Here is a 21,977-nt window from a genome sequence, read left to right on the forward strand (position 1 = left end):
ATTATTCTATTATTATTTTTTTGGATATCCTATTCTTCGCTGTTTCCAAAACTGCCAAATATATTCCTTTTGACAATCCTGTTAAAGAAACAGTTTCTATGAGTTGTGCATTTTCAATTTGTTTATTGATAACACTTTTTCCTTGTAAATCGACCAATGTAAAAGTATAATGGCTATCGGTTAATGTTCCTAAACTAATATTCAAAAAATCCTTGGCCGGACTCGGATAAAAACTCACTTGATACTCATTGGACAAATCATTAGTTGCCAATGTTGTGGAAGCCACAGCAAAATTCAACATCGCACCGGTAGCGGCTTTGGCAATGTTATAAACATAATGCGGATCCATATTGACCAATAAATCGGTTGAAGTGTGGCGATGCGGCGTTTCATTTCTTTCAAAAAAACCGGTAATCACTTCATTGTTATCTTCAAACGGCATATAATCTGAAGCATAAGCATAAGACAAATAAGTGTTTAAAGGAGAATACAATTGGGTACAAGTAATCAACTGGTTGGTGAAAGCATTGGATGCGGCATTATTGGACGTTGGGCTTCCGGTATCTCGCTCACAAGTAATGGTATCATTGGTCATATCAGCTCTTCCGCCTACTTCATCAATATTAAAAACCAAACGAATATCCATTTTAGGATTCGTGGCATTGACTACTGAAGAAACAAAGTTTTGGCTTCCCACCAAACCATCTTCTTCACCACTGAAATTGATAAATTTTATCGAATATTCTGTTGGAATATTTTGCAACAACCGTGCGACTTCAAAAATAGTAACTACACCGCTTCCGTTGTCATTGGTTCCTTTTCCGGTTATGGTATCATAATGTCCGCAAATAATCACAAACTTATCGGGATAAAGTGTTCCCACTTTAGTCACCACTAAATTTTTACAAGTCGTACCGGCGTTTGTAAAGCTGTATTCTTGTATTTGTGCAGCCGTATAACCGTAACTTAAATATTCGGCTTTCAACCAGTCGAGTGTGTTTTGCAAAGCGGTTGTTCCTCTCCTTTTTATGCCTAAATTTTCAAATTCGGTTAGGTTGGTCAAAACATTAGTTTCTGAAACTTGTTCAACTACAGTTCCGTAAAAAGGCACATAAGTTTGACCATAGCCATTTGATATTAAGAACAAAAAGGATAATGAAAATAGTAGGTTTTTCATTGAAATTTTAATAAAATAAAGTTGATTAGTTTGAAAATTCGTTAGCAAATGTACTAAAATTTTAAACATATTCAATAGTATAAAAACAAAATGCAAGACAAATAAATGATTCGTAAGGCCTTGTATTAATGACAATTAGACCATCTTAATCAAACCTTAAGAATTTATTTACGGGCTTTGGCACACGTATTGAAATGTACCTTACAACAGCAATAATAACTGTTCGAAGACGCTGAAAATCGAAAGAGTAAGCAAAACTCAAATTTGTATTGATTATGAAAAAAATTACCCTTTTAGTAGCTACTGTTTTACTGGTTGGAAACGTAGTGAATGCAACAGAAGTAAGAACGAGATTTAGCTTTGATGAGCCAATCTCATTTGTGGAAAGAGGCATTGAGTTTTTTGTTTTTCCAAATGGAGACTTTGATTTTAACACTCGTCCACAAGACAGCGAAGGTGATTATTATTACCGAACTGCCGGAAAAAGAGGAACAAAAGCTACAGCAGCCAGAGGCACTGTAAATTACGGAACTCGAATTGAACATGATAGTTTTGGCAGAGTAAGACGAGTTGGTAACACTTTTATCAACTACGACAGCCGAGACAGAGTCAGCCGAATTGGAACGGTTTATATGAGATACAACAGATATGCATTAACACAAATTGGAGGAATGAGTATTATCTACAACCGCAGAGGTGATATTGTAAACATGGTTGGAAGCATTAAAGGTTTTAGAAATCAGGGGTATGTTTACCAAAACAACTATGATTATGACAACGATTATGCTACAAACAACCCAAGAAATGATGATGATTATTACTACTACAAAGCTGATGGCACAAAGGCCAAGATTGAGGATAAAAAATAAATAGTTAGTTGTTTTGGTTAGGTTTTGATGAAAAAAATCCCGCAAAGTTTTCACGATGCGGGATTTTTGATTTTATAATTATTTGTTTGGATTAGTGTCCACCACTCACTTTTTTATCAAAATCAATTCCTTGGCTTCTTAATATTCCGCTTACTTTCCATGCATAAAATGCCAAATAAGCAAAGCACAAAACACCTACTATATAACTTGCATGAATCGTAGTTAAATCGGCTACATAACCTTGTAACCAACTTACCAATCCGCCGCCCATAATCATCATAATCAAGAAACTACTTCCTTGACTGGTATGTTTTCCTAAACCACTAATAGCTAAGGTAAAAATACATGGCCAAAGTGTACTGCAGAATAAACCAACACTAGTAAAAGCATAAACACTTACCATACCATCAGTAGCCATTCCTACTAGTAAAGCTGCGATACCTAAAACAGAGAAAATCAACAACATTCTCGCAGGATTTCCTTTACTCGCCATATCTGCAAATATCAATACTAAAATAATTAAAGCATAAACATAGAATGGTGTTAAATCGTGATCCATAAATTTATTTACTCCTAAGAAAACAGCAAAAGCCAAATAAGGAGCAATAAATCTCAGTATTTTTTGGGTATTCATATTATCTGTAAAAGCTTCAACGGCTCCAGTCCAACGACCAATCATCAAACTAGCCCAGTACAACGAAATAAAAGGAGCGATATCTTTGGTAGCAAATCCTAAATCGCCTTCCATATATGCAGGTAAGTTACTGGCTGTAGAAACTTCTACTCCAACATAAACAAAAATGCCAATCATACCCAAAATCAATTGTGGATATTTAAGAGCCGAACTTCTGGTGTTGTTCGCTTCTCCTTCAACTTCAACAACCGCTGCCGGTTTGTCCGGTAAGGAAGAAAACTTTAATAAAACAGCAACTAATAAGAAAGCTACGCCAAGAACCAAATAAGGAGTTTTTACACTTTCAATACTCATTTCAGTATCGCCTGAAATGGCCGAACCAAAAATAGCAAAACTTACAATCAGCGGTCCAATAGTAGTCCCAAGATTGTTAATTCCTCCTGCCATGGTTAAACGTTGTGAACCGGTCGTTATTGGTCCCAAAGCAATAGCCAAAGGATTCGCCACTGTTTGCTGTAATGAAAAACCAAGCGCCACGATAAATAATCCGGAAAGCATCAATGGAAACGAACCGGTATTTGCCGCAGGATAAAATAATAATGTTCCTAAAGCTGAAATCACAAGACCTAATGCCAAAGAATTTTTATATCCAATTCTATTAATCAAGTCGCCTTTTGTCAAATACGAAATAATCATATAAATAATAGACCCAACAGTGTAAGCTACATAAAAAGCTACAGATACCAACTGACTTTCCCCTTGGGTTAAATCAAAAGCTTTCTTAAAAACGGGAATTAAAATATCGTTACTCGCGGCAACAAATCCCCAGAAGAAAAATACGGTGACTAGTGGAATAAACTGTGCCCAATTGGTCTTTAGATTTTGTGTACTCATAATTATAGTTTTTGGTTTGGTTGTTAATAGTTATTGTTTACATAAAAATAAGGCTGTTAAATTATCATTTCGATAAATTAAGCCTTACTTCATTGGATAAATATACATTTATAAGTAAAACACTAATGATGGCTGTAAAATTAGTTATTAACGAAATCGTTTTCTTAACCTCACTTTTGCGAATCTTTCAAGAAAATTACAACGTTTGCGCTTGTTAATAACTAAACTTAATCTGCTTTTTTGATTTCGCTCTTGGGTCCGATACCATTATTGTTGAAAGCTTCAATCTGGAAATAATAAACATCGGATTTATCCAAACCGTTGAAGTAGTATTCAGTTTTACCATACACCATAATTGAACCGTATAATTTATCGGCCGATTTGCCAAAGTAAATTACATAACCGTCTGCGTTTTGTTCTTGTTGCCATTTGAACCAAACATTTCTGCGTTCACCTTTTACTTTTGGACCCGAACGCAACGGTACAAATCCTTTTACTTCACTTGGCTTTTCTCCATTTCCTTTGCCAAAAACCCTAAAACCGCTGATCGCAAATTTGCCCGTTGGCATTCCGATATTCTCCAGTTTTAAATAACGAGCTGAAACCGGAGTTGACAGTTCAATATATTCATGCGGCACATCTTTAGTACTTTTGCTTTTATCGATTAGAACGTTCCACTTTTTGCCGTCATTGGAGGTAAAAATGATGTATTTGTGTCCCAATGTAGTTTCGGGTTTGCCCATAATCTCTGCATCCTGATCGGCATAATTAATTTGAATGGCGTTAATGGTACTTTTTTCGCCCAAATCCGAAATAAGGTATTCTCCTTTATTAGCGGTTTTGGCCGACCAATAGGTTTTAATATCTTCATCTACGGAAAGGTTCGCCTGAAATCCACCCAGTGTTGAAGAGACTTGAACAGGTTTGTTATAATTCAGCAACATCCAACCGGCAAAGCTCTCGCTTAAATGGTCTTTATTTTCCGAAGGTAAAAACGTTGGATAATCACCATAAGCAGTGTTAGAATACAAAATATCATTTTTATCAAATCCGGCAGGCCAAATCCCTAAACGGCGTTCAAAATTGTTCTTGACACAAATGCCAATGGTAGAAATATGCCAATACTGATTGTTGGCATCTGTAAAAGTCGCTCCATGTCCGGCGCCACGAGCAAATCCGCCCGGTTTATAAGAAAACGGGTTATGCGATTGGTATTCAAAAGGTCCTAGCGGATGGTCCCCAACATAAACACCATCGGCATAACCGCTAAATTCGGTTCCGGGCGCGCCGTATTGGAGATAATATTTACCGTTGTGTTTGGTCATAAATGCTCCTTCGGTAAAGGGTTGCAGAAAAGTGTTGTCGTTGTATTCACCAAACCTTTCCCAGCCATGCTCGTCATCGTTTAAAGCCAAAACCGGAATTCTTTCTCCTTCAGGTTGGAAAGTTTTACGATTGAGTTTCATTCCGTACAACGGATATAAATTGCTCGAACCGTAATATTCATAGACTTCGTCTTTTTCTTTGTCCCAAAAAATCTGCGGATCCCAAGCGGCTGCTTCTGATTTATGAATCAGCTCCTTCCACTCGCCTTTCTGCGGATTGGTACTCATCCAAAGCGGGAAATCTTTACCGTGTGTTGAGCCTACGACCAATAAAGTATCATTGACATAAGACAACGATGGTGCACACAATTCATCATAAACTTTGTGTTCGGGACGAAGAAACTTCTTCGATATAAACTTCCAATCCGACATGTCTTTACTGTGCCAATAACCCCATTGATTGGTCGAAAAAAGATAGTATTCGCCTTTGAAGAAAGTAATCACAGGATCGGCAGTCGCGCGATGTTTTCCTTGGTTTACAAAATTGGGAATAGGGCAATAACCGTAGTCAATATTAATCGGATTGCAATACGTTTTTTGTTGGGCGATTCCATAATTTGAACTCAATAACAGCAATAGTAAGGCAATCCGATGTTTCATCTAAAGTGATTTTTTAATTAATTGGCACAAAACTAACAGCCGTTCCGCCACCGGCAGCCAAAACTAATTTCAGCCTGGTTTTAGAAGTCACCGTCATGGTTTTGATTTCGTAGTTGATTGGGTTTTTCTCCCAATGAGCCGTTTTTCCGTCTTGGTAAATGATGGCTTTGTATTTTTTATTCGGAGAAAGGAAATCCAATTTAATTTCAGTATTTCTGGCGTTTTCATCGGTAACTGCGCCTAAAAACCAGTTTTCTGATTTTTTGTCTTTACGGGCAACCGTTAAATAATCTCCCGGTTCAGCTTCAAGGTATTTTGATTCTTGCCAATCGGAGGCTACGTCTTTGATAAACTGAAAAGCATCCGGATATTTCTCGTAGTTTTCCGGTAAATCGGCGGCCATTTGTAACGGAGAATACATAGTTACATACAAAGCCAATTGTTTGGCCAAAGTAGTATGCACTTGCTCTTTTTTGGTTTTGTCGTAATGGCTCATTTTAATTTCAAAAATACCGGGAGTATAATCCATTGGTCCGCCCAATAATCTTGTAAACGGCAAAATGGTTTCATGCATTGGCGGATTTCCGTTACTCCAAGCGTTGAATTCATTTCCGCGCGCAGCTTCGGCCGCAATATAATTCGGATAAGTTCTGTGGTAACCTGTCGGGCGAGAACTTTCGTGTGAGTTGACCATCATTCTATAATCAGCAAATCTTCGAGCAACAAAGTTGAAATGATTGACCATCGTTTGTCCATCATGAAATTCACCACGCGGGATGATTCTACCTACATAGCCCGATTTGGCGGCAGGATAATCATATTTTTTCATTAATTCCAGAGCTCTGTCTAAATGTCTTTCATAATTGGCTACCGAACCTGAAGTTTCGTGGTGCATAATCATCTTAACACCTTTGGATTTGGCGTAAGCGTTAATTTCGGCCAAATTATAATCCGGGTAAGGTGTGGTAAAATCGAACACGTCTTCTTTCCAATTGCCAAACCAATCTTCCCAACCAACGTTCCAACCTTCGACTAAAACACCGTCAAAACCGTGTTTGGCTGCAAAATCGATATAGCGTTTTGTATTTTCAGTAGTGGCTCCGTGTTTGCCACTGGCAATTAACTCTTTAGATTCGGTATTTTGTGCATTTTGACTTCCGGCATAATCCCAAGTAGATTTTCCTACATGCATTTCCCACCAAACTCCAACATATTTCATCGGTTTAATCCAAGAAGTATCAGTAATTTTTGAAGGTTCATTTAAGTTTAAAATCATTTTAGAACTTACAATTTCACGAGCATCATCACTCACCATAACAGTTCTCCATGGTGTAACACATGATGCTTGTAAATAGGCTTTGTCACCAATAGCGTTTGGCACCAAATGAGAAGTTAAAGCGAATGTTTTGGTATCTAAATCTAAATGCATTACCGGATAATTTACCACCGCAGCTTCAAAAATATTCAAATACAATCCGTCTGAAGTTTTCATCATCAATGGCGATTGTACCCCATACTTACCAAAAATTCTTTTTAAACCGATACCATTATTGAGGTCTAGCTTTTCTGTATCAACCTCCGATAATAATGTCTCATTATAAGTATATTCTTGGCTATCAAAATCTCCGGGAATCCAAAAGGCTTTGTGATTTCCGATTAAATTGAATTCCGACTTCTCATCGGAGATGATGAAATAATTTAAATTGGGTTGTTTCGGAAATTCATATCTAAATGCCATTCCTTCATCATAAACCTTGAAAACGATGTTTACTCTTCTTTTGGTGGTGGTTTGAGACAAAGCAATTGTCATTTGGTTATAATGATTTTCTATACTAGATTGCTCACCCAGAACAGGTTTCCATCTTTCATTGAAAGTAAAATTTCCTATACTGTCAATTTTAAAATTGGTGGCCAAATCAGAATCGCCTTTAAGATAAATTCCCAATAGACTTTTCGAAATTACGGGTTTGGTTTTATAAGTTAAGGTATAAGATGGCCTTCCGTTTTCTGTCAATTTAAAATCGAGTGTTAATTCTTTAGAAGGCGATTGTACAGTTTGTGCTTTTACCGAAAAAGCCAACAATACTAGAGCAATGGTTATGTATTTTTTCATGGATTATATTTTGGCTAAATATAGGAATTAGTTGGTAGATAAAAAACCCTTCAGCAGCCGTCCGAAGGGTTTAACAAACACAAAAATTAATCAACCAAATTAAATTTTATTTTATCAGTAGTGTCAGAGTTAGTTCCTACGAAAACTTCAAATTCTCCGGCTTCAGCTGCATGTTTTAAATCAGCATTATAGAATTTTAAATCTTCTATAGAAAGTTCAAAAACAACCGTTTGCTTCTCTCCTTTTTTAAGAAATATTTTCTTAAACCCTTTGAGTTCTTTAACCGGTCGTGTTACAGAACCTACCAAGTCTCTGATGTACAATTGTACTACTTCTTTACCGTCAAAATTGCCTGTATTGGTAACATCAACTGAAACGATTAGTTTTTCATTCGCTTTTATTTGAGACGATGAAGCTGTCAAATTTGAATACGCAAAAGAAGTATAACTCAATCCGAAACCGAACGGATATAAAGGTTCATTTCTTACATCTAAATAATTAGACCGGAATTTTTCAAACTTTCCTTCGGTGTTAGCTAGTGGTCTACCGGTATTTTTATGGTTGTAATAGATTGGGATTTGCCCAACATTTCTTGGCCAAGTAGCAGTTAATTTCCCGGAAGGGTTGACATCACCGAAAAGGACATCCGAAATGGCCAAACCGGCTTCACTACCCGGAAACCAGACGTTTAAGATGGTCGATACTTTTTGGCTTTCTTCCACTAAAACCAGAGGTCTTCCGGTGAATAAAACCAAGACTACCGGTTTTCCTGTTTTAAGTAATTCGTTGAGTAATCGTTTTTGAACAATGGGCAATTCAATACTGGTACGACTACTACATTCGCCACTCATTTCGGCACCTTCTCCCAAAACAGCAACCAAAACATCTGATTTTTTGGCTACTTCAAGCGCTTCCGCTATCAATTCTTCATCGGTTCTGTTGTCTCTAACATACGATTTTGGATTATGAGGATTGATATTGATTTTTTCTTCGGCGGCTGTTGAAAGGAAATTACAACCTCTGGCGGAAAGTATGTTGACACTATTCCCAACAGTACTTTTCAATCCTTCTAAAATGGTTATCGGTTTATCGAAATTAGCGGCCACACTCCAAGTACCGGGCATGTTGGCTTTATTGTCGAAAAGCGGTCCGAAAAGCGCTATTGTACCTGATTTTTTTAAGGGCAATATGTTATTGTCATTTTTTAACAAAACCATAGATTCAGCGGCTACCTTACGGGCAAAATCTCTGCTTTCTTTAGAAAAGATAACTTTTTTAGCTAATTCAATATCACAATTTTTATATGGATTTTCAAATAAACCCAAATCATATTTTGCCTCAAGAATTCGGGTCACAGCCTTGTCAATATCAGTCATTGAAATTTTACCTTCCTCATATGATTTTTTTAAGGTTGACAGAAATCCTTCGCTTACCATATCCATGTCGATACCGGCTTTTAAGGCTAAAGAAGAACTATTTTGCAAGTCACCCATTCCGTGGTCAGTCATTTCACTGATTCCTGTGTAATCGGTTACGACAAATCCACCGAATTTCCATTGGTTTCTTAGTACATCCGTCATCAACCATTTGTTTCCGGTAGCCGGAATTCCGTCAACTTCATTAAAAGATGCCATAACCGAACCAACACCGGCATCAATAGCGGCTTTATAAGGAGGAAAATATTCATTATACATTCTGATATGACTCATATCAACCGTGTTGTAATCTCTACCGCCTTCTGGTGCACCATATAAGGCAAAATGTTTTACACAAGCCAACATAGAATTATTGGCTTTCAGATTGTTATTTTGATAACCATTTACCATGGCTTTGGCAATTTCGCTGCCTAAAAAAGTATCTTCACCACTTCCTTCAGAAACCCTTCCCCAACGAGGATCTCTTGACAAATCTACCATAGGTGAAAAGGTCCAGTTAATACCATCCGCAGTGGCTTCATTAGCGGCAATTCTTGCGGTTTGTTGGATTAAAGGCATATCCCAAGAGCAGGAAAGTCCTAATGGAATAGGAAAAACAGTTTCATAGCCATGAATCACATCCATACCGAAGATTAGTGGGATTTTTAAACGGCTTTTTTCTACGGCAATTTTTTGAACTTCTTTTATTTTTTGAACAGATTTAATATTGAACAATCCGCCGACTTTACCTTCTTCTATCTTTTTGGCAATATTAGAGCTGTTGGCCTGTCCGGTTGTGATATCACCGGAGGTTGGTAAATTTAATTGTCCTATCTTTTCCTCTAATGTCATTTTGGCTAGTAACTCCGGAATAAATATCTCTTTAGGAGCTATCGTTGCGGGTTTACCTTTTTTTGTTTTTTGGGCAAAAGTTAAACTTGTTATTAGTAATATAATTATGGTAACTTTAATTTTCATTTTGGGTTGTATTATTTTTTATTCTGTTGTAACATCCAATCATAAATCTCTTTGTTATCGTATACTTTAGACCAACTGTCGTGATCGGCATCTTCAAAAATGGTTAACTTAACATCGGTATTGCATTCTTTTAATTTCTTGTAAACTTCGGTAATTGTTTCTAAACTGACAACGTCATCTTGCAAACCATGAAATGCTCTAATCGGAATGTCTTTTAGCCTACAAGCTTCATCTTCCTGCATGAGATTCACAAAACTTGCCGTTGGTACTAATGCAGCAAAAAACTCAGGATGTGCCAATGCTAAATCCCACGCTCCCCAACCTCCCATACTGAGTCCGGTTAAATATATTCGATTTGTGTCAATAGCATTTTCTTTACACACTTTTTGAATGAGTTGGTATAATGATTCTGCTTCCCAATTACCATTTTCAACACACTGCGGAGCCAAAATATAACTGTCTAATTCATGGTTCTTTATATATTTTAACGGGCCGTGAACTTTTAGCTTTTCAAGATCATTTCCTCTTTCGCCGGAACCGTGTAAAAAGACAATCAATGGTTTTTTGATTTTCGTATTTTGTGGCTTGTGCAACAAAAAACCATAAGTATAGCTTGTTGTTATTTGCGTCGAGAAGCTACCTGATGTTTCCTGAGCATCGCTTACCATTGTAAAAGTTATAGCCAATACCGTTATTAAAATTTTACCAAAACTATGCATATCAAAATCCGTGTTGCGTGGAAGCAAAACCTAAGCTTTGCAATCCGGTTTTTATTTCCGGCGCTTGCATGAATAAATTCCAAAGCAATCCGGTTCTGTAATTTTCAACCATGGGAGCTATTGTCCCTTGATCTATGGCTAAATAACGTTTTGTTACCCAATCGTGATGAGGCGAAAAAGCATCATACGGGCCGGCAAGCCCAACATAACGATCTCTTTTTTCATTGTACAAGTATCGTAAAAATTTGAACGACTCATCCGGTGTATACGGAAATGAGGAAAGTGCTGCAGTAGGTGAAATAACCCCTAAATCATTATTGGGTTGATGTGCTGAGTAACCGGTAGAACCATCATTGTTTCGGGAATAACTGGCTGTCAATCCCCAACATTTTTCAGAATAACCGTCCCAACCTTGTGGGTTTGCTATACAATATTTATTAATAATTTTGGAATGATTTACATTGAGATTCCAATAGTTGGCATATTGGTCGGTCAAACCTCTGGGGTCGAGACCCAAGTAAGAATAATGAGCCCAAAATAAAGGTCCAACATTACCGTTGGCTCCATTGTGATTAAAAATAACCGGATATCCGTACTGGGAAGCGCTATTAACAATTTGACCGTTTCTGGCCCATGCCTGATGATAAGCTGTTGCCGGCACAGTATAATCGGGAGAGGCGGCAGCCATTATATAAGTTAGTATACATTCGTTGTAACCTTCTAATTTAAAATTCATTTGCCAACCGTAATTGGGTGACCAATGCCAATAAAGAGCATTTTCACCTTTAGTATACCAATTCCATTCTACTCCTTTCCAAAGCAAGTCGGCTTTCTGAGCCAATGCTTGTTCGGTGCTATTACCGTTTTTAAAATATTCTCTAATACAAATTAATCCCTGACACAAGAAAGCAGTTTCAACCAAATCGCCGCCATTATCAACATTCCCGAAAGGAATAACATTTCCGGTAATTCCGTCCATCCAATGTGGCCAAGCGCCGTGAAATCTGTCAGCAGTTTCTAAAAAATTTAATGCTGTGGTTAGTCGAGAAACAGCTTCTGAACGCTGTACAAAACCTCTTTCTATACCAACCAAAATGGTCATCAATCCAAAACCTGAACCGCCGGTAGTTACAATATTGGCATCATAATTTGGATCATCAACCAAGTATCGCTCTCTGGCTAATTTTGAAACAGGATGAGCCATATCCCAAAAATATTTAAACGAATCTCTTTGAACTTTGTCAAGCAATTCGGTATCCGTGAGTGGTGTTTGAGTCGTTGTTGGTAAAGGTGTTCCTGTTGAACTTTCACTTGGTGTTGAAGAAGAACAACAACAAAACAAAAGTCCTATCCAAAAAAACGATATGCTTTTATTCATAATTTTAGTTTTTTAAAATATACACCCAGTCACTAAACCGGGTGTATATTTAGATGGGGCAATTTTATTTAATTATATTATCTGTTATCGTTCTCTAAAAGATATAAAGAACGCACATCGTTATCAGACAAAGCTTTGTCATAAATTCTGAATTCATCTAGCAAACCTGAGTAATGTAACATCCAACCATCGGCAGCACCCCAAGGCGCTCCTAAATGTTGCTGGAATCCGCCTATTACAAATTTTGAAACATCAGAATTGGCTAAATCGCCATAAGGTACGCCTCCAGCAGCAGGATCGTTGGTATATCTTTTGGCTATCGAATTAGGTAAATTCAAATTTTGACCATTAACGTACATACTGTAAGTTGACGTAGCGGCATCGTAAGTCCAAACCAAATGTTTCCAGTTGCCAAACATGTTTGTCAAGACATTGGAACCATCATGAACTAACCATTGGCCAGACCATGGAATGCTTGGCGTCACATCTTTTTGCAAATGATTTTTAATTAACATGGTATCGGCCGGACCAGTTCCTTCAATAAGGGTAAAAATATTACCCCAAAAATCGGAAGTTTTAGGCAACATAAATAAACATTGAGCGCCACCGGTATGAGGATCGGTTTTAATCCATGCAGAGACAGTAATGCTTTTTACATTAGCCAAGGCAGGAGAAACGGTATTGTATCCGATAAAAGCTGAAGAAGAACCTTTATAGGCTTTTCCTTTTACCCCGTTTTCATAAGTAACATTGGTTCCGTTACCATCACTTATCCCCGATTTTGAATCGGTAATATTGTCTTCAAAACTACATTTAACAATCAAGTTATCTGCCGCAATATCATCTGAATTCTCATAACCGCCAATTGGTTCATAAGGAATGGCCGTATTGGTTTCGTCAATACTATCCTGATTACAACTGATAAAAAACTGCGCCGCTAATACCGACAGACACAAGTACAGTATTTTATTTCTATTCTTCATAATTAATTTTTTAATAATTAGTAATTAGGATTTTGAGCTGATAAACCATCAGCTTCATTAATGAACTTTTGCGGTAATGGGAACACTTCGTGTCTTCCTACCACAAACGTTTTTCCGTCAGCTGCAAAAGCAGCTTCAGCTTGACCTGTTCTTACCAAATCAAAAAAGCGATCGTGCTCAAAAGCCAGTTCAAGTCTTCTTTCTTTCCAAATTGCCAATCTCACATCAGCTTGAGACGTAGCAGTGGTATTACCTAATCCGGCTCTGTTTCTGATTTGGTTTACTAATGGAATCGCATTTGAAGTTTGTCCCAATTCGTTCAAAGCTTCTGCTTTCATCAATAAAACTTCAGCATAGCGAAGGTATTTTATATTGACATCGGTTTCCCAGCCATCAGTAAAGGCAGAAGAATAAGCTTTCATATTGTATCTTGGATTTTCTACCGTTAACGGAACATAGCGTCCATCGTATAAAGTAGCACCGGCAAAAATAATGGTTGCTTCTCTTCTTGTATCACCCGGTTCATAGGCGTTGGCCAAACTTTCAGAAGGTGTGTTGAAACCCCAACCCCAGCCTCCGGCGCCACGAGCACCTTGAGAAGCTGAATATCCTTGAATTCCTTTAGCCGGCGAAGAACCAATTCCTGAGATTTCGAAAATAGATTCGCTATCAAATTCGCCTGACACTCTGTATTGAGAGGCATAATCTGTAGCCAATGAATATCCGGTTACGGCATCACAGTTGTTGATTACCTCTTGCCATTTTTCTTGGTAAAGAGAAACTTTTGCCAATAGCGCTCTTGCAGCACCAACAGAAGCTCTGCTTCTTTCACTTGGAGCATAAGATCCTCTATCCGGTAAAGCAGCAATAGCATCATTTAAATCTTGCTCAATAAAGGCATAGACTTCGGCCTTAGTTTTACGAGTTAGTTGCATCACTCGATCGGCTTCTGAAGAAGGATTCGGAATATGGTCAACGATTGGCACTCCACCATAACTTTTTACTAAAGTAAAATACATGAAAGCTCTTAAGAATTTGGCTTCTCCGATAAGACGAGCTCTTAAATTTTCATCCGCATTGTTCAATTGCGGAATGTAATACAAAGCCTGATTACAACGGTTGATTCCTTGATAATAGGCTTCAAAAACTTCTTGCACCGAAAGACTTGAAGCATTGTAAGTCAATGCATCCATTAAATCCTTATCGGTTCCCGTATCGCCGGGAGAGGAACCTTTATCAGCATCATCTGAAGCAATGCTTGACATTCCGTTCCAAGAAAAAGAAGACATGTTCCAATCTAAAAACTTGGAATAGATTGAAGTGACAAAACTTTTGGCACCTTCATCGTTATTGAATAGCGCCAAGTCTGCTGTTGATATGGTCTCGGTTTGGTCTACCTCCAAAAAGTCGTCTGAACAACCGTTGAAAAACAGCGCCGATAAAACAAAGACAGATAAATATACTTTTTTCATAATAATTTAGAATTTAAGGTTAATACCAAAAACAAATGATTTAAGCGTTGGATACGCATCTAACTCTACGCCTTGGCTTCCGTAAGGATTTCCATCTCCGTTTAATTCGGGAGAAAAGCCTGAGAATTTTTTAGTGATAAAAGGGTTAATGGCGTTAAAATAAATTCTGGCAGAAGAAATAGCATCGAATGTTTTTGGTAATTTGTATCCGATTGTTATGTTATTAATTCTCCAGAAATCACCTGATTCAAGATAGTAAGTTGATGCCACAGGAACTTGATTGAAAGCACCGGGATTTCCGGCATTCGTATTAGTCGGTGTCCAAAAATCAGAGGCCAAAGAGTTTTCAATGTTTTCCCCTGAAAAACGTTGGGCTTTTTTACCATTATACACTTTAGACCCTAAAGTTCCGTAGCTGTCCATAGAGACATCGAAATTTTTATATGTAAAACCTAATGATAATCCGTACATTGATTTCGCCAAAACAGAGCCAAAATATTTTCTGTCTGCTTCTTCCAATCCGCCTTGAGTAGTGGTTGTTCCGTCGGCTTTGTAATATAGCATTTGACCATTAGTTGGATCATATCCTGCATAGTCATACAAATAGAAACTTCCCAATGGTTTTCCTACTGATGATTCACCCAACAACTTAGTGTATTGCCCGTTACCGAGTCCGCCACCTTGAATATCAGGAAGATTAGAGCTATTTAACCTTTCGAGAGCATTTTTGTTGTTTGAAAAATTACCACTTACATAGTAAGTCCAATTATCATTTATTTTATCATTCCATTTTAGAGAAAGTTCAAATCCTTTGTTAGATACTTCTCCCACATGAGCCGGCGATTGTTGACTGGAACCGGCAGTGATGTAAGGTCTTGTGTAAAGAATTAGGTTGTTTGTGTTTTTATTGTAAACATCAAATGTTCCGGTTAATCTGTTGCTTAAAAATCCGAAATCCAAACCAACAGAGGTTTCTTCGGTAACTTCCCAAGAAAGACTTGGATCTACTTGAGAATCAACTGTAATTCCGGTTAAGTAATTCGGAATATAATAATCTAAACCAGAAGAAAAAGCCTGACTGTTTAAAGGCACATTTTGGTTACCGAGTTTACCCCAACCGCCTCTTAATTTTAACAAATCAACCCCTTTCAAATTTTTGGCGAAATCTTCGTTGGTTATAATCCAACCTAATCCTACAGAAGGAAAAGTTCCCCAGCGGTAATCTTCACCGAATTGAGAAGAACCGTCACGTCTTACCGTAGCAGTCAATAAGTATTTATTCATCAACTTGTATTGTATACGTCCAAAATAAGAAGCTAATTTTACCTCATTGTATAAAACATCATTGTAACTTATTACATTAGAAGCATAATCAACTCCGTTTAATGACCAATAATTAGAATTAGCATTTACATTTCTTCTAACCACTTTACTGAAACTTCTTGGTCCTCTGCTTGAGGCTTCAATACCACCGGTTAATTCAACATCATGAACATTGTCAAACAACTTATTGTAAGTAAGATAATTAGACAAGTTCCAGTTAAAATAACTATCATTAGATCTGGTTAACAAATTAACATTTGATGTCGATGGATAATCCGCTTCTTCACGTGTCGGATCGGCAGCCAACCAGATATTTTTGGTGTCTTCATAATTGTAACCTTTCCAAGTATAATATTCTCCGTTAAAAACAGAAGAATATTTTAAGCCTTTCATAATATCAATATCTAATTTCAATCCTCCTTGGAGCGTTATGCTTTTTTGTTGCTCATCAAAGAAATCAAGCTGTGCAACTGGATTACCAACATTATTGAATGAAGAACCTGTTGGAGAAGCAAAACCGTCATCGCCTACAAAAGATACCCCATATTGTCCTGATGGAAAATAAACCGGAACGATTGGTGATTGTTTATAAGCATTGGTAAAAGCTGAAAATGGTTTAGGATTTACTTTAGCATACGATACACTGAAATTCTGAGATAACTTGATTTTGTTTGAAATCTTATATTCATTATTGTTTCTGAATGTTAATCTGCTGTAATCCATTCCGTTAAGAATGGCTTCTTCGTCGTAATAACCAGCACTGAAAAAGTACTTAATGTTTTCACTTCCTCCCGAAAGGGAAACATTACTTTGAGAGTATTGACCTGTTCTGGTAATTTCTTTAAACCAATCTGTGTTAACCGGTTGATCTTGAGAGAATGTGGTTGAACCCAATGCCATATTGGTATAATAAGAAAACTTATTACTACCTGCCATTTTCACCACGCTTAAAGGACTTCTGAAACCGGTAAACATTTCGACTTCAACGGCCAATTTACCAACTTTACCTTTTTTGGTTTCAATGATGATAACACCATTGGCTGCTCTGTTACCATATATAGCTTTGGCAGTTGCGTCTTTTAGAATTTCATAGGATACAATATCGTTTGCATTGATATTGTTGATGTTATCCGCCGGCATACCATCAACCACAAAAAGCGGTGTTCTACCTCCAATTGCTGTTCCAAGTCCACGAATAATTACGCTGGGGGTTGAACCCGGAGAATCTGAGGCAATAACTTGAACTCCGGCTGCTTTACCTTGAATAGCTTGAGAAGCATTTAAAACCTTAGTCTTAGTTATCTCATCTGCTTTTAAAGAAGTAATAACCGAAGTGTTGTCGATTTTTTTTCGGGTACCGTATCCAATGATTACAACATCTTGAAGCTGGCTGACTTCCTCTTTTAAAGTCACCTGCATCCCAGGAGTTGCTTCTACGGTCTTGGTTTCAAATCCAATCATGGCGACATTAATTTTGTCACCGGCATTAGCCTTGATTTTAAATGCACCTTCCATGTCAGAAATCGTACTTGAATTCATGGTGGTATTGGTAATGTTGGCTCCAATGAGCGCAATACCTTTTTCATCAACTATTTTCCCTTCAATGGTTTGTGAAAACGCAAAGATTGGGAAAAACAGTAACGAGAGTAGTACATAAATGTTTTTCATAAATTGTTTAGGATGAGTTAATACTTCAACAAATTTATCTATTACATCGTTATAGTTGAAGTTAATTAAATACTACAAAACTACATCATTTTTTCATTTTTATTTTTTAAATAATTGTTTTTCAATAAATTAAAAAGTTAAAAAAATACAAATAACTTCTCAACTAAAAAGGCAAATGATGTACTATTGATGAAGTAACACCGAATAACAAATCAGCAAAATATAAAGAAAAAAAATACAGATAATGAAAAAAAATGCTTTTGATTATACCATATTCATAAAAGAGGAAAGATTGATATCCTGCTGTAAGTCAAGCTTTTTCCTTAATCGGTAACGGTGAAGTTCTACACCTCTGAAGGAAATATTCATTAAAGGCGCGATCTCCTTAGATGACAAACTCATTTTCAGATAAATACATAACTTTATATCTTTAGAAGATAGTTTAGGATACCTTGAGGTAAGCCTTTTTATAAAATCTTCATGGCTTTTGTAAAGATTGTTCTCAAAAGTTTCCCATTCCTTTTTATTAATAGAATTAAGTTTAATAGTTTTCTTAATATTGTTTTTAAGCGAAACAATATCATTGTCTTTTTCAAGCAGTTTTTGTATACTTTCAATCATTTCCGATTGCTTGGCAATGGATAGCGACTTTCCGGCAACTTCAGAAGCCTTTGCCTGTATCTGTACTTCCAAGATATGTTTGTCATATTCCTGAGATTTTAATTTGGTTTGTGCGTCCATTTCTAACTTCAGGATTTCTTTTTGGTGCTTGAGTTCTTCCTCCTTGAGCTTTAATTTTTCGATGTATCTAATTTTATTCCATTTGTAATACAGGTAAAATATCAATGAAATAATCGACAAATAAATCAGTATCATCCAAAACGAAATATACCAAGGCATGGCGACTCTAAAAGTAAACTCAGATAATGGCAAAAACTTTTCTCCGTCATTGTAAAAAACCTCAAACTCATGACTGCCGCTTGACAAATTGCTTAGGATAATATTGGGACTTTGCAACGGAATATAAGAGTTTGCTTCATCAAGTTTGTAAAACAATTCCAATTCGTTATAACCATAGTAGGCAGAAATCACATCTAAACTAATCGATTTATTATAGTCTATAGTACTTGATTTTTTGATAAAATTACCATCGACAAAAGCTTCTATTTTGATACTTTTTACCTCAGGCAATAACTTTGATTTTTGAGGTTTAAAAGCAAAAAAACCGTCGTCTAAATTCAGTAAAAATTCATCACCGTTCTTAAAAACCTTAGTGTCTTGATTGATGATCTTGCCTTCATAATATTTCTCCGGAATAAGATGCCAAATAAATTTGTTTTTGTTTCGGTTGATTAAGTAGAGCGACTTATCTTTTAAAACAATAAAATTTTCATCGTTGATGGTGATTAATTCCGAAATATTAGAAAATGACTTATTAAAAAAAGTATTCAATTCAAGCTTGTCTGAAATAGCATTGTATCCGTACCATTTTGAGTTGATATAAAATAAAGCTTCATTATTAAAGCTGACCATCTTTATACCGTAATCATTGAGAATTTTGTTTTTTCGGGTAACGTTTTCAACTTTCTTAACCACAAACTTATCGTCAAAAAGGATTCGATACAAGCTTCTGTAATTGTCAACTGCCCATAGTTCATTAGGTTTATTTTGAATGATATTTTTTATGGGCTTTGTCAGGTTTGAAAAATACTTATAACTTTTGAAATCATTAGGGTTTTCATAAATAACAATCCCCGAATAATTGGCCAAAAAATAGTTGTTGTGAAAATTACTTTTGAGGAATTTCCAACCGCCATTTACATCATTAACTTTAGTCAAAGCACCGTTTTGGTAAACATAAGTTCCGTCGTTGTGACCAATTAAACATTTGTTTTCAACGGGCAACATGTCCCAAACTTGTCCTTGAGAATTGGACAACAAAGTCAACGATTTATCATGGTATTTAAAAACCCCGTGATTCGATCCCAATAATAAACCGTCGTTCATAGGCGCTAAGGTATAAACAGAGCCTAAAACCCCTGAATTATCAGAAAAAATTCGGTATGGTGAATTGACTTCAATATGGGAAATACCATTGTCTAATCCAAGCCACAAATCATTTTCTTTATCAAGACCAATACATAGAACAGAGTTGTTTTTCAGGGCGTTTTTTCGGCAAACATTGTTGTAACTGTTAGTAGATAAATCAACAATGTAAACTCCCTGAAATGCTGTTCCGATGATTAAACTTTTATTTGAAATGGCTTTGGCCGAAATAATAATTTCCTTTTTAAGCAAATCATTTAAAGGATGTGCCCAAGGTTTTAAAACCTTATTTTCTTCAATAAAAACGCCATTCTTTTGAGTAAAAAACATCATTTTTCCATTAGTCTTATCAATGGAATGAATGATATTATTTTCGAGCAATTGCCAAGCGTCAATTTTTCTGAAATGATTATTTTCAAAAACAAAAACCCCATCTTTAACCGAAGCGACATAAATTATATTGTCAACTACAAAACAATAGGAGATTTGAAAAGGAATACTGATTTTTTTTATTATCCCTTTTTCTAAAACGTAAAGTTCATTAAAGGACTGAAAGTAAATTTTACCATCGTGTTTGAAAATCTTCCAAATTTCTTCATTGATAGACTTTCCGGTGAAAAAATTCTTGTTTTTGGAAAGTGAAGTATAATGCAACAAACCGTTGATTCTTTTCCAATAGCCGAATTCGTTATAAGAACCTGAGTAAATTTTATCTCCATCGGCAAAAACAGAACGGATAATTGTTTTGTTTGGCAAACTGTATTTTTCCCAACGAACACCGTTATAACGAAGTAAATAGTGATTATTGGCAAAATAAAATGCGTTATCGTTGCCTTGAGTGATGCTCCAAACTTGGTTATCGCCGTTGTAATTGCTCTTGGTAAAGTTTTCTACAAAAGGCAGTAACTCTTGTGCATTGACAAAAGAACAGTACAGCAAAAAGAAAAAGGCAATTATATTTCTCACTTTGAGCAGATTTACAGCCAAAAATAAAAAAACTTATGCCTTTTGGTACTAATTAAAAATTAATTTCCGTCAACGTAGTCTTGCAAATAGGAAAACCTGGGTGTCAATTTACCGTTTTCGGTAATCTTAGCACGTTGGAGTATGCCATCTTTATCACCATTAAAGAAAGCCGGAATCACGTGTTGCATAAACATTTCACCAAAACCTTCGCTGGCATCTTTAGGCAATTCACAAGGCAAATTATCCACAGACATTACCATAACAGATCCCGGATGCGTATAAGGAACTTCTTTGTTTTCGAATGGCAAATAACCAAAGAAGGGTTCCGCAATAGTCGAAGCTTTGAGAGTACAAGCAATCGGTCCGTCAACATCGCAAGAAATATCGGCCACCACTTTTATTTTGCAATCAGCGGCTTTTAGCATGTCTTGTGTCAATATATCAGGGGCATTGTTGCCGTGAAAATGTCCGGCCATAAAAACATCGGCAACCTTAGTAAAACGCTCAAAATCGGAAGTATATTCTTGAGGGTTTTTATAGAAATCATTGTTGTCTAAAACCTGTCCGTCTAAACGCTTATTGTAATCTAAAACATCAATCTGTGTGTACACCGGTTGTGAATAAACTTTGTTCAAAAAGTCCTCAACAGAAACCTGTTTGATTTTGATGCCATCGAGAATTTCTTTGGCACCCATGCCTACTTTTCCGTGGCCGGTTAAAACAATCTTGATATTGGGTAACGTTTGTCTTTTTAAACGAACAATTAAATCTTCTTTACTGTTTAACGTTTCTGCCTTTGGCAAATTAAACAATTCATATTTGATTCCAAAGGCTCTCAAGCCGTTGTAAGCACCAACAATACCGGCATAACGGCCAAAACCGATTAGTCTTCTGTTGCTTGAATCTACAATCGTTTCGTGGTCATATAATTCGATGTTCTTGGCCAAAATTGCTTGTAACAATTTGCGATTGTGCACTTGCTTTTTAATCGTATGCGAAAAGAAAAAGTATTTTTTATTCGGAATCAAATAATCTACAGGAATTTCCTTTACTCCAAAGAAAACATCACAATCTGAAATGTCATCCGCTACTTCAATTCCGAGTTTTTTATAGTCTTCATCATTAAAAATCCTAATCTCTGAACTTTCCACTTTAACAATGGCTTCAGGATGCTCTCTTTTTAGTCTTACCAGTTCTTCCGGGGTAAAAACAACTCTTCTGTCGGGCGGATTTTTTCTTTCTTTAATAATTCCGAATTTCATGCTGTAGATTTTTCTGCCCCAAAAGTAGTAGTAACGAAAACGTTTTCAAAACTTTTTAGTAAAAATAAAAATTGTGAAAAAACTGTTGATAGCTT

At 36.5% G+C, this 21,977-nt stretch carries 13 protein-coding genes; 1 reads left to right on the forward strand and 12 read right to left on the reverse strand.

Going from position 1 to position 21,977, the window contains the following annotated elements; all coding sequences use genetic code 11:
* Position 1: 1 nt before the first annotated feature.
* Complete coding sequence (locus P7V56_RS09430; RefSeq protein ID WP_171223005.1) at positions 2 to 1,177, reverse strand: M28 family peptidase; 1,176 nt, start codon at positions 1,175 to 1,177, stop codon at positions 2 to 4.
* 275 nt (positions 1,178 to 1,452) lie between these two features.
* On the opposite strand from P7V56_RS09430, the gene P7V56_RS09435 reads away from it, so the two are divergent.
* Complete coding sequence (locus P7V56_RS09435) at positions 1,453 to 2,046, forward strand: hypothetical protein (RefSeq protein ID WP_171223004.1); 594 nt, start codon at positions 1,453 to 1,455, stop codon at positions 2,044 to 2,046.
* Between the two features lie 91 nt (positions 2,047 to 2,137).
* Here the strand turns inward: P7V56_RS09435 and P7V56_RS09440 are convergent, their stop codons facing one another.
* The 11 genes from P7V56_RS09440 to P7V56_RS09490 all read right to left on the reverse strand — a co-directional run bounded on the left by P7V56_RS09440 (position 2,138) and on the right by P7V56_RS09490 (position 21,882).
* A complete protein-coding gene (locus P7V56_RS09440) occupies positions 2,138 to 3,574 on the reverse strand; it encodes an MFS transporter (RefSeq protein WP_171223003.1) in 1,437 nt (478 codons plus the stop codon).
* A gap of 227 nt (positions 3,575 to 3,801) precedes the next feature.
* Positions 3,802 to 5,559 (reverse strand): family 43 glycosylhydrolase, encoded by a 1,758-nt coding sequence (locus P7V56_RS09445; RefSeq protein WP_171223002.1) that lies wholly within the window; start codon positions 5,557 to 5,559, stop codon positions 3,802 to 3,804.
* Positions 5,560 to 5,572: 13 nt separating this feature from the next.
* Positions 5,573 to 7,672: a glycoside hydrolase family 97 protein gene (locus P7V56_RS09450; protein WP_171223001.1), complete on the reverse strand. Its 2,100-nt coding sequence runs from the start codon at positions 7,670 to 7,672 to the stop codon at positions 5,573 to 5,575.
* A gap of 86 nt (positions 7,673 to 7,758) precedes the next feature.
* Positions 7,759 to 10,065, reverse strand: a complete 2,307-nt coding sequence (gene bglX / locus P7V56_RS09455) for a beta-glucosidase BglX (RefSeq protein ID WP_171223000.1) — start codon at positions 10,063 to 10,065, stop codon at positions 7,759 to 7,761.
* 11 nt (positions 10,066 to 10,076) lie between these two features.
* Entirely contained in the window at positions 10,077 to 10,784 is a 708-nt protein-coding gene (locus P7V56_RS09460; protein WP_304986216.1) for a carboxylesterase family protein, read from the reverse strand.
* A gap of 1 nt (position 10,785) precedes the next feature.
* Positions 10,786 to 12,162 (reverse strand): glucoamylase family protein, encoded by a 1,377-nt coding sequence (locus tag P7V56_RS09465; RefSeq protein ID WP_171222999.1) that lies wholly within the window; start codon positions 12,160 to 12,162, stop codon positions 10,786 to 10,788.
* Positions 12,163 to 12,239: 77 nt separating this feature from the next.
* A complete protein-coding gene (locus P7V56_RS09470) occupies positions 12,240 to 13,145 on the reverse strand; it encodes a LamG domain-containing protein (RefSeq protein WP_171222998.1) in 906 nt (301 codons plus the stop codon).
* Between the two features lie 17 nt (positions 13,146 to 13,162).
* Complete coding sequence (locus tag P7V56_RS09475) at positions 13,163 to 14,617, reverse strand: RagB/SusD family nutrient uptake outer membrane protein (RefSeq protein ID WP_171222997.1); 1,455 nt, start codon at positions 14,615 to 14,617, stop codon at positions 13,163 to 13,165.
* Positions 14,618 to 14,623: 6 nt separating this feature from the next.
* The gene (locus P7V56_RS09480) at positions 14,624 to 17,608 is read right to left on the reverse strand and encodes a SusC/RagA family TonB-linked outer membrane protein (protein WP_171222996.1); all 2,985 of its coding nucleotides are present in this window, start codon (positions 17,606 to 17,608) and stop codon (positions 14,624 to 14,626) included.
* Between the two features lie 264 nt (positions 17,609 to 17,872).
* Entirely contained in the window at positions 17,873 to 20,620 is a 2,748-nt protein-coding gene (locus P7V56_RS09485; RefSeq protein WP_171222995.1) for a helix-turn-helix and ligand-binding sensor domain-containing protein, read from the reverse strand.
* 59 nt (positions 20,621 to 20,679) lie between these two features.
* On the reverse strand, positions 20,680 to 21,882 hold the full coding sequence (locus tag P7V56_RS09490) for an NAD(P)-dependent oxidoreductase (protein WP_171222994.1): 1,203 nt from the start codon (positions 21,880 to 21,882) through the stop codon (positions 20,680 to 20,682).
* Positions 21,883 to 21,977 lie beyond the last annotated feature (95 nt).

The organism is Flavobacterium sp. IMCC34852, from assembly GCF_030643905.1.
GTDB lineage: Bacteria > Bacteroidota > Bacteroidia > Flavobacteriales > Flavobacteriaceae > Flavobacterium > Flavobacterium rivulicola.